General features: G+C 51.4%; 13 protein-coding genes. 2 read left to right on the forward strand and 11 right to left on the reverse strand.

The features are described from left to right. Positions 1 to 13: 13 nt before the first annotated feature. Together ftsX and ftsE are read right to left on the reverse strand one after the other, a co-directional pair. On the reverse strand, positions 14 to 928 hold the full coding sequence (gene ftsX / locus NYE70_RS14940; RefSeq protein ID WP_211022598.1) for a permease-like cell division protein FtsX: 915 nt from the start codon (positions 926 to 928) through the stop codon (positions 14 to 16). Continuing rightward, positions 918 to 1,604, reverse strand: a complete 687-nt coding sequence (gene ftsE, locus NYE70_RS14945; protein ID WP_341046640.1) for a cell division ATP-binding protein FtsE — start codon at positions 1,602 to 1,604, stop codon at positions 918 to 920. Before ftsE ends, ftsX begins: the two co-directional genes overlap by 11 nt. A gap of 212 nt (positions 1,605 to 1,816) precedes the next feature. Between ftsE and NYE70_RS14950 the strand changes: the two genes are divergently transcribed. Next, the gene (locus NYE70_RS14950; protein WP_341046642.1) at positions 1,817 to 3,313 is read left to right on the forward strand and encodes a VanW family protein; all 1,497 of its coding nucleotides are present in this window, start codon (positions 1,817 to 1,819) and stop codon (positions 3,311 to 3,313) included. 221 nt (positions 3,314 to 3,534) lie between these two features. Here NYE70_RS14950 and NYE70_RS14955 read toward each other — a convergent pair whose 3' ends face one another. Further along, complete coding sequence (locus NYE70_RS14955) at positions 3,535 to 4,200, reverse strand: DNA-binding response regulator (protein ID WP_211022601.1); 666 nt, start codon at positions 4,198 to 4,200, stop codon at positions 3,535 to 3,537. A 325-nt stretch (positions 4,201 to 4,525) separates the two neighbouring features. Between NYE70_RS14955 and NYE70_RS14960 the strand changes: the two genes are divergently transcribed. Continuing rightward, positions 4,526 to 5,827, forward strand: a complete 1,302-nt coding sequence (locus NYE70_RS14960) for a CynX/NimT family MFS transporter (protein ID WP_341046645.1) — start codon at positions 4,526 to 4,528, stop codon at positions 5,825 to 5,827. 143 nt (positions 5,828 to 5,970) lie between these two features. Here NYE70_RS14960 and NYE70_RS14965 read toward each other — a convergent pair whose 3' ends face one another. The 8 genes from NYE70_RS14965 to NYE70_RS15000 all read right to left on the reverse strand — a co-directional run bounded on the left by NYE70_RS14965 (position 5,971) and on the right by NYE70_RS15000 (position 14,039). After that, positions 5,971 to 6,666 carry a hypothetical protein gene (locus tag NYE70_RS14965; RefSeq protein WP_341046646.1) on the reverse strand — a complete coding sequence of 232 codons (696 nt, stop codon included), beginning with the start codon at positions 6,664 to 6,666 and terminating at the stop codon, positions 5,971 to 5,973. 32 nt (positions 6,667 to 6,698) lie between these two features. Continuing rightward, a complete protein-coding gene (locus NYE70_RS14970; RefSeq protein WP_290405576.1) occupies positions 6,699 to 7,424 on the reverse strand; it encodes a polymer-forming cytoskeletal protein in 726 nt (241 codons plus the stop codon). Then, the gene (locus tag NYE70_RS14975) at positions 7,425 to 8,066 is read right to left on the reverse strand and encodes a YhbD family protein (protein WP_211022605.1); all 642 of its coding nucleotides are present in this window, start codon (positions 8,064 to 8,066) and stop codon (positions 7,425 to 7,427) included. Positions 8,067 to 8,230: 164 nt separating this feature from the next. Beyond that, positions 8,231 to 10,228 carry a methyl-accepting chemotaxis protein gene (locus NYE70_RS14980; RefSeq protein ID WP_341046648.1) on the reverse strand — a complete coding sequence of 666 codons (1,998 nt, stop codon included), beginning with the start codon at positions 10,226 to 10,228 and terminating at the stop codon, positions 8,231 to 8,233. A gap of 92 nt (positions 10,229 to 10,320) precedes the next feature. Next, positions 10,321 to 10,569, reverse strand: coding sequence for a hypothetical protein (locus tag NYE70_RS14985; RefSeq protein WP_341046649.1), 249 nt, complete (start codon positions 10,567 to 10,569; stop codon positions 10,321 to 10,323). A 17-nt stretch (positions 10,570 to 10,586) separates the two neighbouring features. After that, the gene (tnpA, locus tag NYE70_RS14990) at positions 10,587 to 11,060 is read right to left on the reverse strand and encodes an IS200/IS605 family transposase (protein WP_213656720.1); all 474 of its coding nucleotides are present in this window, start codon (positions 11,058 to 11,060) and stop codon (positions 10,587 to 10,589) included. Positions 11,061 to 11,261: 201 nt separating this feature from the next. Then, positions 11,262 to 12,677 carry an argininosuccinate lyase gene (argH, locus tag NYE70_RS14995; RefSeq protein WP_341046651.1) on the reverse strand — a complete coding sequence of 472 codons (1,416 nt, stop codon included), beginning with the start codon at positions 12,675 to 12,677 and terminating at the stop codon, positions 11,262 to 11,264. Positions 12,678 to 12,803: 126 nt separating this feature from the next. Beyond that, a complete protein-coding gene (locus NYE70_RS15000) occupies positions 12,804 to 14,039 on the reverse strand; it encodes an argininosuccinate synthase (protein ID WP_211022608.1) in 1,236 nt (411 codons plus the stop codon). Positions 14,040 to 14,054: the final 15 nt, after the last annotated feature.

Here is a 14,054-nt window from a genome sequence, read left to right on the forward strand (position 1 = left end):
CACGACATTGACACTAGACTTTCAGGAATTTACGGATGGACATGGTGCTGCCCCAAATCCCGATCAGCAGGCCGAGACCTACTAGAAGAACTGCCAATTGAAGGCCGATCTCACCTACCGGAATCAGATGGAAGGCGAGCGTAATATCCGCTTTAACGGAATCGACCAGTTGATTGTATCCCAGAAATAATGCTCCAACGGTAATGGCCGATCCAATGAATCCGATCAAGGCTCCTTCCACGAAGAAAGGCCACCTTATAAACATGTTCGTTGCGCCCACCAGCTTCATAATGCCGATCTCGCGGCGACGGGCCAAAATCGTAACGCGTATCGTGTTCGAGATCAGGAACATGGCCATCAGGCCGAGACCTGCCACGAAGGCGAATCCGATATTCCGGACCGCTCTTGTAATCTTGAACAACTTCTCGGTCGTACCTTGACCGTAGTTGACTTTATAAATCGGCTTGTCCTGGTATTTTTCGTTGAGAGCAGTGATCTTGCTTGCCACGTAAGGAACCGTGGTCGGTTCAACGACCTCCACCTTCAGCGTATCGGGAATCGGATTCGTCGTTTCGTCGTACCCTTCCAGCAAATCCTTGCCTTCTTCCCCCAGCTTCTCTCTGAAATCCTTCAATCCTTCAGCCTTAGGGATCAAGGTTACCCGGCTGACTTCCTCCATGGACCCGATGTCGCTGCGAATCTTCTCAAGCATCGTTTCATCCACGTTAGATGACAGATAAGTACTGATCTGTACTTGACTATCGGCATCATCCGCAAAAGAGTTTACATTAAGCACGAGTAAAATAAACACGCCCAAGATGAATAAGGAAACTATGATCGACGTAATGGACGCCACCGACATCCAGCCGTTGCGGAGCACGTTTTTGACGCCTTCCCTAAGGTGCCGGAGGAGGGTACTAAAACTCATAACCGTAATCCCCTCTCAGCTGATCTCTAACGATGTTGCCGTGCTCTATAGCAATAACGCGTTTGCGCATGGTGTTTACGATATCCCGGTTGTGGGTTGCCATTACGATGGTAGTACCCCGAAAATTGATCTCATCCAGCAGCTGCATAATTCCCCATGATGTCTCGGGGTCCAGGTTCCCTGTAGGCTCGTCCGCGATAATGACCGACGGATTGTTGACGATCGCCCGGGCGATCGCGACCCGCTGCTGCTCCCCGCCCGATAGCTGGGAAGGATCGCGGTTGGCTTTATTTTTCAGCCCGACCAGTTCCAGCACTTCAAGCGTGCGTTTCTTAATTACTTTCTTAGGCGCTTCGATAACCTCTAGCGCAAATGCGACATTTTCATAGGCGGTAAGCTTGGGAAGCAGCCGAAAATCCTGAAAAATAACGCCGATATTTCTGCGCACATAAGGAATCTTCCGAGGCTTCAGCTTGCCGATATTAAAACCGTCGACGGAAATTTGGCCCTTGGTGGGCACCTCCTCACGGTAGATAAGCTTCATAAAAGTCGATTTACCCGCTCCTGACGGGCCGACGAGATAAACAAATTCATTGCGGTCGATTTTGACCGAGACGCCCTTGAGTGCATGCGTTCCATTCGGGTACGTCTTCCAGATATCCTGCATTTCTATCAATTCATCACGTCCTAAACCTTGATTCCAATGACTGGGTTGTCTGCAATTTTACTTTCGACATGTTCTCTTTAAATCCTTTAAAAGATGAGGTATTTCATCAGTCCGATACTTATTGTAACAAATATGTTACCTCTTGAGTACCCGAAAGTTTCCAGAATTTCATCATATATATGGTTGTACATAATATTTTTCCAATTGATAAGGAGCAGGGTATGCGAAAAAAAGAGTATCGATTGTCAGTAGCTCATTTTCTCGTCATAGGGGTTCTGACTGTGTTGCTTACCGCTTCCTTCATCTATGGAGGGCTGCTGCTCTATACTTCCGGGAATACGGTTCCTTCCGGTACCTTCGTGGGAGGGCTGGAGGTCGGAGGGCTGGCGGCGGAAGAGGCGCTGGACAAACTGGATGACATGATCGCGGAACTTAGGAAGCGAAACATCAGATTCTCCTTTAGGAATGCAGAAAATAAAGATACCGAACTAACCCTGACCTGGGAGGAAGCCGGAGCTGCGTGGGATGCGCCGGATTTCCGAACTGAAGTTTTGTCGCTTTCTGAGGGGAATGTGTGGGAGAGAGCTAAGGCTCGTAAAAATTTTGCAAAAACCTGGAGGCTGCACGCCTCCTTTCATCCCTCAATGTTGAAAAAGACCCTTACCCCCAAATGGGAAAAGGATCATTTCGGCAGCCCCGTCAATGCCGTCCGGTTGATCGCAGCGGATGATAGCATCCGTTATTTACCCGGCAAGTCGGCTAAGCGGATCGATTGGGAATCGCTCGTTATGCTGATACAGGCGGCGATTCCGGCGCCGTCTTCAGGCCGCTCCGGTGATGAGGCCAATAAGGGGAGTGGCGGCGGGCATCTAGGCGCTGCCCAGGTCGAGATTCCGCTGGCGTCGATGCAGCCTTCCGTAACGGTCGAGAGCCTGAAGCGGGAAGGCATCCGCCGCAAAATCGCCGAGTTTTCGACCGGGCTGCAAACCAGCGGAGAAGGAAGGCTGCATAACGTTGAAGCCGCTGCACGCAGCATCGACGGGATGGTGCTGCCGCCTGGCGGTATTTTCGACTACGCCAAAGTGGTCGAAGCGGCCGAGCAGAGCTACGGCTTCCGCGAAGCGCCGGTCATCTTCGGCGGCAAGCTCGTCCCCGGCGTCGGCGGCGGCATTTGCCAGGTGTCAAGCACTCTATATAATGCAGCCATCCGAGCCGGTCTCGACATCGTCGAGCGCCGCAACCACTCCCTGCCTGTCAGCTATGTCCCGCTGGGGCAGGATGCCACCTTCGCTCAGGGCTACATCAACTTCCGCTTCCAAAATACAAGCGGACAGCATCTGCTCATCACCGCTCAGGTGAAGGAAGAGCAATTAATAGTCAAGCTGTTCGGCGACATGGCGGACAATGTGACCTACGATATTGAGTCCCGGACGACCGACATCCTCGCCGTTCCCGACAAATACGTCGCTAACCCGGGGCTTTCCGCCGGAAGCCGGGAGGTCGTGCTGCAAGGCAAGCCCGGCTACATCGTGGAGACGTATCGGATCAAGTACATTGACGGCAAGGCCGCGGCTAAAACCCAGCTGTCGCGTGACACCTACCCGGCGCAGCCGAACGTCATCGCCGTGCCGGGCGGCGCAGACGGCAAAGCACCGGCGCAGCAGGATGCCCCCCGAGTGCTGGAAGACGGAGTAAACGGGCCCAAGTTTTCTAGATGATTGTTTCAAAATAGAGGACTTTTAGGGCGTTATTTGTACTAGTTTCGTTTCTCCCCCAAAAAATAGAGGACTTTTGGGGTCTTATTCCGCTGTTTTTGCTCAGAACGGGCCTTTATCCTCCAATAAAAATAAAATAAGACCTCATTTGTCCCCTATTTTTATATTATCTGCCCCAACCCTGGAAATAAGGCCCTAAAAAGGCCTTATCTCGATTATCAATATTACAACTGATAATCCTTGCCCTCTAAATCAAGGCAATAAGAACGCACCCTCTCTTGCCCGCTGGCGGGCCGAATCCAACCTTTTTCACTCATTCTCCACAGCAACCTGCGGGCTTTCTTATTTTGAAATCCCATATAGTTGCATATTTCTGTGGGGGTAAGCGGCCGTCCTTCACGCATAAACAGACGAACAACCTCTTTTTCGATCCAATCAGCGTCCAAAACATGTTTCTCCTCCCCCAGCCATCTTCCAATAAATTGCTGTAGCTTTAACTGGCAGTAACGGGGGCTCTCTTTAACATCGTCATACGTAAAGCGTAGTACCTTCCATCCGTCCGTAACCAGATCGTTTTGTCTCCGGCAGTGGTCTGAGAATTGGTGGCGACTAATATTTCTCCAATGCGGACCAAAACCGTCAATTTCGATTGCCAACCGCATACCTGTCCGAATATAAGCAAAGTCCAAATACCTGTAACCATCCTTAAAATCACTCACCTCATACTCCGGATGCAAATGCTGAAACTGTCCAAAAGCAGGCCACCAAACCAGCTCCAAGAACAACTTTTCCGCATGCCCATGCCCTTCCTTCAATCTTCGGAGACGTTCCCCCTGCCTAGCAGTCAAATGCCCGTTCACAAAAAGGGTGTGAGCTTCTGAAAATCCCATGCCGATTCCTCCTATTCAAAATAAAAAACGCCTTTTCGCTTATAGGCCCAAAGGGGCCACGGCAAAAAGACGTGTGCTTCACGACTATTAATTACTGCAATAACACTATCCAGATTGTACCACAAGCGACGTGCCCAACAAACTCCATCCGCTGCTCTTGCCTGCAAAAGTTTTCATATGATAAGGTAGAGCCACCTGACTAAACGTGTAGCCTAATAGCGAAACATACTGTGTTCCCCTGGATAGAGAGTGGAAAGTAGACAGTAATAGTTGAACATACAGCTTAGCCATGGAAAACGCAGACTAGAGAGGATTCATAATCATCATGAAGCAAAATACTGAAATACGGACTACTTCTGAAAATACAGTGGCCGGCGGAGCGGCGGCGACGCTGTTAATCATTGCCGTAATGCTGACCGCGGCGACGCTGCGGTCTCCGCTCACCGGTGTCGGGCCGCTGATCGGCGAGATCCAGAATTCAACCGGCTTGTCCCATACGCTCGCCGGCATGCTGACGACTTTGCCGCTCATCGCCTTCGCGGTGTTCGCGCTCGCCGCACCCAAGCTATCATCCCGCTTTGGTATAGAGCGGACGCTGCTATACTGCATGATCCTGATGACAGGAGGAATCCTGCTCCGCTCCATGCCCGCCGTTCCGGCACTCTTTGGAGGAACCGCCCTGGTCGGAAGCGCAATCGCTATCGCCAACGTGCTGGTTCCCAGCCTGATCAAGCGGGACTTCCCGCTGCGGCTCGGATTGATGACGAGCCTGTACACGTCATCCATGAATATGTGGTCCGCCATCGCTTCGGGAATCAGCATGCCGATCTCCCGCACCGGTCTCGGATGGCGCGGGGCTTTGGCCTGCTGGCTCATCCTGTCGGCAGCCACCGCCTTGATCTGGCTGCCGCTGGCCCGGCGCCATAGCGCCAGCCGCAGCAATACCCAGACTGCGGCGGCTCTTGCCTCCAGTGGCCCGGTCAAGGTTTCCGGCCTGGACACTGCCACAACCGCCCCGGAAGGCAACATAACCTCGCAGCGCTCCGTTTCCGTCTGGCGGTCTCCTATCGCCTGGCAGGTAACGATTTTTATGGGCTGCCAGTCCGTTATGTTTTACGTCGGCATTTCCTGGTTGCCGGAAATTCTCCATGAACGGGGATTGAGCATGGATCAGGCAGGCTGGATGCTCTCCCTGATGCAGCTTGCCAGCATGGGCGGCTCATTCCTTATGCCATTAATAGCCGCACGCGCCCAGTCCCAAAAAGGGCTAGCCGCCGTTTCCTCCTCGTTGTTCCTGCTCGGGTACGGCGGTGTCTGGCTCGGCTCGCCGGATCTGGCGCTATTGTTTATCCTGCTGATCGGTCTTGGCTGCGGCACGACCTTCAGCTTGGTCATTATGTTCTTCGCCTTGCGTTCGCGAACGGCGGATCAGGCCGCCAAATTGTCCGGGATGGCGCAATCCGTCGGTTATCTGCTAGCCGCAGTCGGACCGACCCTTTTCGGCTTCATTCACGACCGTAGCGGAGGTTGGGCAATGCCGCTGGCTACCATCACCGGTGTGTCCTTGATCACCATCATCATGGGCTACACAGCCGGACGTAAGGGACATATCGGACCCGAACAATAAGCTTATCTTCTCGCAGCGCAAAGCCCTGCCCGATAAACTTTGAATTCTATTTCCCGAATCCGGAGTAGAACCTGAGTTTATTTTCGGAGCAGGGCTCTTTTTTTGGTGTCTATTCCTTTTCTTTTCCTATTCCAAAGAACAGCCTATTCTCCCGTTCGCTTCACGCTCTGTCCCACTTCCGACTGTTCATCCTGACGCAAAGCCTCGCTGTACTCCACAAGACGTATGCGGCATCCCGGCCCGATCTCGACGTCTCCTCCACGCACGACATCCGCCGTAACATTCCTCAACCGAATAACGTCCCCCTCGATGACGCTTGCCTCCAATTCCTTCTTTGACCCGTGCCATAACCAAGGCATCCATTTACCGGGTTCGTATGGCTTAACATCAATATGGGTTCCGACAATTTCACGGATTCTGCTGCTGCCGAGCATGCGAATTTCAACTTGTTCCGCATTCAGCATCCCTTCGGCTTGAACGACTCCCTTAATAAGAAAATTTTCAGCCCGGATTTCGCCATTCGCTGCGCATTCTCCAAATAATTGAACTTTTCCGCCCGTAATATGCCCGTTCACCTTAAGCTCGCCCGTTAATTGCATATCGGCAACGTTCAGGTTGCCCTCAACCCCCAAATTACCTGTAATCTTCAATAAATCGGCACTTAGGCTTCCATCCACTGCTGAATTCCCGGTACATTTAAAAGACTGGCAGTCGACATCTCCGTTAAATACCGCATCCCCGGTCACGCGAACCTCGTCAAAGAAGCCGCCGTTAGAGGAGCTTTCGCCGACAAGCCGCAAATTATGGCGGGTCATGTTCGGATTATTTTGCTGATTCATTTTTCTTCACCTCCTAAAAATAGCCTCCACCGCTACACTTGTATTGAGTTGCCCACCGTGGCTCTTGGATCGACCTCATAATGATCTTTATATTCAACACGTCCGATTTCACACCCGGGTCCAATCCGGACCGAGTTGCCACGTACAACTTCCGCCTTGGTTTCCTCCAGATCAATGTCGTCTCCTTCAATCACATCCGCTGTCAAACGCACCGCTAGGGAAGGTGAGAACAAGGCCAGAAGATTCCGTGTGCTCAATTTTTTGCGAACCTGAATCCGTTCCCCTCCAATCTCTTTAGCCCGGCAGACAGCCGCCATGAATATATCCAAATTACCCGCATTCAGCATCCCGCCGACCTGGAAGCCGCCATGGACTTTAAACGTTTCAAATTCCGCATTTCCCCCCAGCTTCAGTCCTCCGTCAGTCTCCAGGGTTTCCCCGAACGCACTGCCGCCTACGGTCAGCATCCCGTGAATATCCACATGCTCAGCCCGTAGATCCCCTTCTATCTTCATCCCCCCGTCTACCCGGAGCTGTTCTCCGGCGAGAGATCCTTCCACGTTAAATTTACCGTTCGCCCGCAGCTGCTCCCCTTGAAGAGAGCCTTTCACTTTAAGCGTTCCGTTCGAGCTAAGCGTCGTACATACGGTGTCTCCGTTCACCGTGGCGATTCCGTCCGTACCGATCTTTCCGTAGGTGCCCCCCGCAGCCTGCCCCATTCCGTTGATTCGCAAATTCTTTATTTTCTGATCTTCCACTTATGCGTCGCCCCCGCCTATTAACAATTTCAATTCTTCCGTACACTGCGCCATCGCCAGTCTCGTTACCGTTCGAACCTCACTGTCCATAAAAATATCCACGTCTCCCGGTACCAGCAAGAAGGCGCCAACCCCCATCTTTCTGGTTAATCTTACGCCGACTTCCCTTCCTGTTTGCTCGGGAAAATAGGACTCCAGTGTCCGAACCAACAAACGCCCTTCTTCCAGCGAAATATCTCCGCTGCGTAACAGCTTGTCGAGCACGTAGATGATCAAAATTTGCTCAAAGCTGAATTGGGGCTGCTCCGTAATCCCTATTGTTTCAATATATAAATTCAACGAGGTAGACGAAACAATGTTTCGCTCCAAAATCTCACCCACGCTCAAGCTCAACTCTCCCGTATTTGGAGAAAATACATCCGCCAAAGCGTCCAGCGACAAATCATCCTTCATGTTGAGAATACGATCAATTCGCTGCAACATTTTATCCCGCGGAAAAAAAGTCTCTTGTCCCGTAAAGGAAGACTTGCGGATAAACCATTGTTCCGGAATCAGATTTTTTCGCTTCCATCGGTATAGCTGCCCATAGGAAATGCCCGTCATATCCAGCAGTTCCTTTTTGGAGATTAAATCCTCATTCATTGGCCCTGCTCCTTTCTTACCGGAATAATGTAACATAACATTGTTACGTTGTAAATAATCACAACATCATGAAGTCTTTCTGGAAAATAAAAAATCGTGCCGACCCCGTATCTAGAAAAGATACGCGACCGGCACGACCGAACTATTGTTTCTATGAACCAACCTTATACTTTGAAACGATCAATCTGACCATGCATTTCTGTGGCCATCCGGGCCAATGCTTCCGAAGCCGAGGAGATTTCCTCCATTGAAGCCAGCTGTTCTTGTGTTGCTGCGGTTACGCTCTGGAAAGAATCCAGGCTCTTTGAGGAGGTTTGGGCAATTTGGGTAACCGACTCGGCGATTTCATCGGCACTGGCCGACATCTGCTCTGTAATCGCTGAAACCTCGTGAATTTGCTCGGAAATCCGCCGTGTGGAGCCTTCAATTTGCCGGAATGCGTTCTGGGCTTCACTCGTGACGGAAATACCGCGCTCAACACTCTCAGTGACATCCCGATTCATAACTTCATAGACCTTTTCCGTCAGCTCGGACATCTGTCCGATGCTCAGCTGAATTCTTTCTGCCGTTGTCCGGGACTGTTCCGCAAGTTTCCGAACTTCTCCGGCAACGACCGAGAAGCCGCGGCCCTCTTCTCCCGCTCTGGCTGCCTCGATCGCCGCATTCAGCGCAAGAAGATTAGTCTGTACCGCAATGTCCGAAATCGCGCTGCTCATTCCCGCCACCTGAGCGCTGAGTTCGTTCATTTGATTCATCAGTTCCGCAGATTCCCGGGTTGACCGGTGAATCTCCTCCATCTGTTGGCTAACATGGAGAACCTTCTCGCTTCCGAACCTTACATCCTGTTCAGTCTGAAGCGAGGACTCAACAATCGTGCCCGAAGCTTCCGCGATTTTGCGAATGCCCATGGACATCTCTTCCATGGTCTTAGCGCTTTCCGCCGAAACGGACGCCTGAATCTCCGCGCCGGCTGCGGTTTCCTGCACCAGACCGACCACATGCTCAACAGCGCGAGCATTCTGCTCGGTTCCGGCCGTCAGTTCTTCACTGGATGCAGCAAGCTGGCTGGAGACTTCAGAAATGCCTTGAACCATTCGCCGGATCGAGCCTACCATCTCATTGTAGTTTCCAGCCAGTTCACCGATCTCATCACGCCGGGTGATGATCACTTCCTCATTCAGGAATCCCTCGCCTACGCGTTTCGCGGATTGGTTCAACCGCTCAATCGGGCGTGTGATGCTGCGGATCGAGAAGAACAGCAGTACGCCGGCGACTACCAAGGAGATACCTAATACGATCAGGGCTGACCAAAAAATAGGCGCCAACGCTCTACTAAATTCATTCGTTTCCAGTACGCCGACAATCTTAAAACCAGTTAAGTCGTTTGTCGTAAAATAAGCTGTCTGGGCATTTCCGGTATCCGGATTATTGTAATCCAGAAATCCCGATTCCTCGCCCTGAATTTTGACCAGATGGTCTCCAACCGCCTCCGCACCTACAGGTTGTATCGGATGGGAAGTGAAGTGGTTGGTCCGGTCCAGCAAATAAATGTAACCGCTGGATCCAAGTTTGACCTTTTTGACCATTTCATTGACGTTGGCCAGATCCAGAGATACCGTTATCGCTCCCTGACCGTCTGGCAGCGCCCGGCTGATGAACAGGTTGTAGTTCCCCGTTGTCGCCGATTTGAACGGATCCAAAATAATGGTCTGATCCGGCTTGGCTAAAGCTGCCTTGTACCAGTCTCGTTCTCTGGGATCATAATCCTGCTTACCTGGATCCGGAGCCTTCATCCAAGCTCCATTCTGATTGCCTACCGTAATAATCTCCAATTCGGGGTGCTTCTCCATAAACAGTTCGAGGAGCGTCCGCAATTCCGCAGATTTTGCGTCAATCTCCTGGGAATCCATTTCCATCACTAATTGCTCAATGTTCCGAACTTCCGCCTCTACAATATGATTCAGTGAATCATTCAACAAATTGACGCTCGACCGGGTGCTCTCTTTCATCTTGTCACGCAACTGCCCTTTGGCACTATCCAGATTCGAGTATGCGATAACTAAGTTAGGGATAATCAGCAGGGCAGCAAAGAGGAATAACATGCGGTTGCGCAGCGTCCGGACTTCCAGTAATCGCCCCACGCTGGCAAAAAAGGTTTTCATGGGTTTATCTCCTTTTCAATATGTATGTACATGAGGTGAGGGATCTAAGGTGAGGTGAACAAAAACAACATTTCGAAAATTGCGACTTCTAATCATTGCAAGGAATGATCTAACTTATATTTCGACAATTTACGACGAATTTTTAATATATTTTCTGAAATTGTATGAAAATGTTCAATATTTCCACTCATCTTCCGTAAATCCATGCAAAGAATGCAATCATAACCACCCGTCCAACGGGTGGTTTGCTCTTGGGGTATAACCCCCTGTTGCCAAACTGCGCCTAAAGACGCTAGCCTGACAATAAAATTGTTCAGGCTCAGTGTTTTTGTCACTTTCACTTACCAGTTAAACTGGTTTACTTCTTCTTGTTACTGTTTCTGCTGAATGGATCCTCATACTCTTTCACACTCAGTTTATCCATTGCTTGGTCATGTGCTTCTTGCTCACGTATATATTTAGCGACAGTGGCCTCATTCAAGCCTACTGTGCTGACGTAGTATCCCTCTGCCCAAAATTTCCGGTTTCCATATTTATACTTCAAGCTGGCATGCTTCTCAAATATCATCAGCGAGCTTTTTCCCTTCAGATATCCCATAAATGAAGATACTGAGATTTTTGGGGGTATCGCTACTAACATATGTACATGATCTGGCATCATGTGGCCTTCTATTATTTCTACCCCCTTGTATTTACATAAACGTTTGAAAATTTCGATTAAGTCTTTCCTTACTTGATTATAGATCTCTTTCCGTCTATACTTCGGGGTGAACACAATGTGGTATTTGCACATCCACTTCGTGTGAGCTAGACTATAGCTCTTGTTTGCCATTTAAGACCATTCCTTTCATTGTTGAGCCTGAACATCTCAATTTTATCGGAATGGTCTTGGTGGTCAAACCTTCGATCCCTCCACCCGCATAGCGGGTGGTTTTTTGTTTCGCACGCTTCGCGAGCTCAACTGGCTAAAGCCGTAAAAAAACAGCCTTCGTCAAAATCGAAGGCTGTTCCAAACTTATTAGCGGTTCATCCGCTATTTGCTCTTTTCCGTAAATTCCTTCACCCATTCGCCGGAAGTCTGAAGCTTGGCTTCCGCCCGGGCAATCGCCGCGGCCACTTGGCCGGAGGCCGTACCGCCGTATACGTTCCGTGCGTTTACCACCGTTTCCGGTTGAAGCACGTTATAAATGCTCTCGTCGAACAACGGTGAGAATTGTTTGAATTCATCCAGGGTGAGATCAAGCAGGAACTTGTCGTTCTGGATGCAGTACAGTACCGTCTTGCCGATCACTTCATGCGCCTGGCGGAAAGGCAGAGCTTTGTTCGCCAGGAAGTCGGCGATATCCGTCGCATTTGAGAAGTCCTTGTTGACCGCTTCGCGCATGCGCACGCTGTTGACCTTCATCGTCGCGATCATCGGTGCAAACAGCTGCAAAGCTCCCTGAAGGGTCTCCACGGTATCGAACATGCCTTCCTTATCTTCCTGCATATCTTTGTTGTACGCCAGCGGCAAGGATTTCAGCACGGTAAGCAGACCCATGAGATTGCCGTAGACACGGCCGGTTTTGCCGCGGACCAGTTCCGGGACGTCGGGGTTTTTCTTTTGCGGCATAATGCTGCTGCCTGTGCAGAAAGCATCATCCAACTCCACAAACCGGAATTCCGTGCTGCTCCACATCACGAGCTCCTCGCTGAGACGCGATAAATGCATCATCAGGATCGAAGCGTCAGCCAAAAATTCGAGGATGAAGTCGCGGTCGCTCACCGCATCCAAGCTATTCTCGTATACCGCGTCAAAATGAAGCTGCTCCGCCACGAAGTGACGGTCGATCGGGAATGTGGTTCCCGCCAACGCGCCCGCGCCGAGCGGCAGGACATTGATACGCTTGTAACTATCCTGCAGGCGCTCGATATCCCGCTGGAACATGGAGACGTAAGCCATCAAATGATGGGCGAACAGTATCGGCTGCGCCCGCTGCAGATGCGTGTAACCGGGAACGATCGTTTCCTGATTGGCTTTGGCCTGTCCGATCAGCGCTTCCTGAAGATCATGAAGCAAGCCTACAAATTCCACAACCCGCTTGCGCAGGTACAGATGCATATCCGTCGCAACCTGATCGTTCCGGCTGCGTCCGGTATGAAGCTTGCCTCCGACGGGGCCGACTTCATCGATCAATTGCTTCTCAATATTCATATGGATGTCTTCATCCGAAACGGAGTATTCCAACTCGCCTCGTTTGATTTTGTTAAGCACGGTATGCAACCCGTCCTTGATTTTCTCGACATCCTCTTCCGGCAGAATGCCGCACTTGCCGAGCATCGTCACATGCGCTAGGCTTCCCTGCACATCTTCCGCCGCCAGCGCCTTATCAAATCCGATCGAAGCGGTATATTGCTCCACCAATCGGTTGGTCTGTTTCGTAAAGCGTCCACCCCACAGCTTGCTCACCTTGGTTCACTCCTTATCTGAATCAAACCACAGGCCGTTTCCCGGCGGCAGGGATACTTCCTCCGCGTAAGGAAACGGCCAGACGGTCCGTTAATCTTGTGAATGATTAATTGCGTTTAAGAAGACTTACTTACTGTTTTGCTCTACGCCAGAACCCACTTTCAGGCGCAACGCGTTCAGCCGGATAAATCCGGTAGCGTCTCCCTGGTCGTAAGCTTGCGTCGGATCAGCTTCCATGGTCGCGATATCTGGATTGTACAAACTTACCGGGCTCTTGACGCCGGCCGCGATGATATTGCCTTTGTACAACTTCACCCGCACCGTTCCCGTTACGTTCTTTTGGCTCTCGTTAACAAGAGCCTGCAAAGCGAGACGTTCCGGAGCGAACCAGAACCCGTTGTACACAAGCGTGCTGTAACGGGTGATCAGACTGTCGCGAAGGTTCATCACTTCGCGGTCCATCGTGAGCGACTCCATTTTGCGGTGAGCCGTAAACAGAATCGTACCGCCCGGTGTCTCATATACACCGCGGCTCTTCATGCCGACGAAGCGGTTCTCGACCATGTCTACCCGTCCGATGCCGTGCTTGCCGCCAAGCTCGTTCAGCTTCTCCATAACGCGAAGCGGATCAAGCTGCTCGCCGTTCAATGCGACGCAATTGCCTTGCTCAAAAGTCAGCTCCAGGTATTCCGGCTGATCCGGAGCATCTTCCGGCGATGCGCTAAGCAGGAACATCCCTTTGTTTTCCGGTGCCGAAGCGTCGAACCAAGGGTCCTCCAGCACGCCGCTTTCGTAACTGATATGCAGCAGGTTGCGGTCCATGGAGTAAGGCTTAGCCGCAGAAGCGGTAACCGGAATGCCGTTCTCTTCCGCGTAAGCGATCATTTCGGCGCGGCCCGGGAAACGGTCGCGGAATTCACTCAAACGCCAAGGGGCGATAACCGAGATTTCCGGCGCGATCGCAGCCGCCGCCAACTCAAAACGCACCTGGTCGTTGCCTTTACCCGTAGCGCCGTGGGCAATGGCCGTAGCGCCTTCGGCGCGGGCGATTTCCACCATGCGTTTCGCGATGAGCGGACGGGCAATACTCGTGCCGAGCAGGTATTGTCCTTCATAAAGGGCTCCCGATTGGAACATCGGATAGATGAAGTCCTTGGCGAACTCCTCCCGCAGGTCGTCGATGTACACCTTGGAGGCGCCGGTAGCCAGCGCTTTTTCCTCCAGTCCGTCCAGTTCTTCCTTCTGGCCGATATCCGCCGTAAAGGCGATAATTTCAGCGTCATAGGTTTCTTTGAGCCATTTCAGAATAACCGACGTATCCAGTCCGCCCGAGTACGCCAGTACGATTTTTTCTTTTGCCATAATAATCGAAGCCTC

The organism is Paenibacillus sp. FSL R5-0407, assembly GCF_038009185.1.
Lineage (GTDB): Bacteria > Bacillota > Bacilli > Paenibacillales > Paenibacillaceae > Fontibacillus > Fontibacillus vini.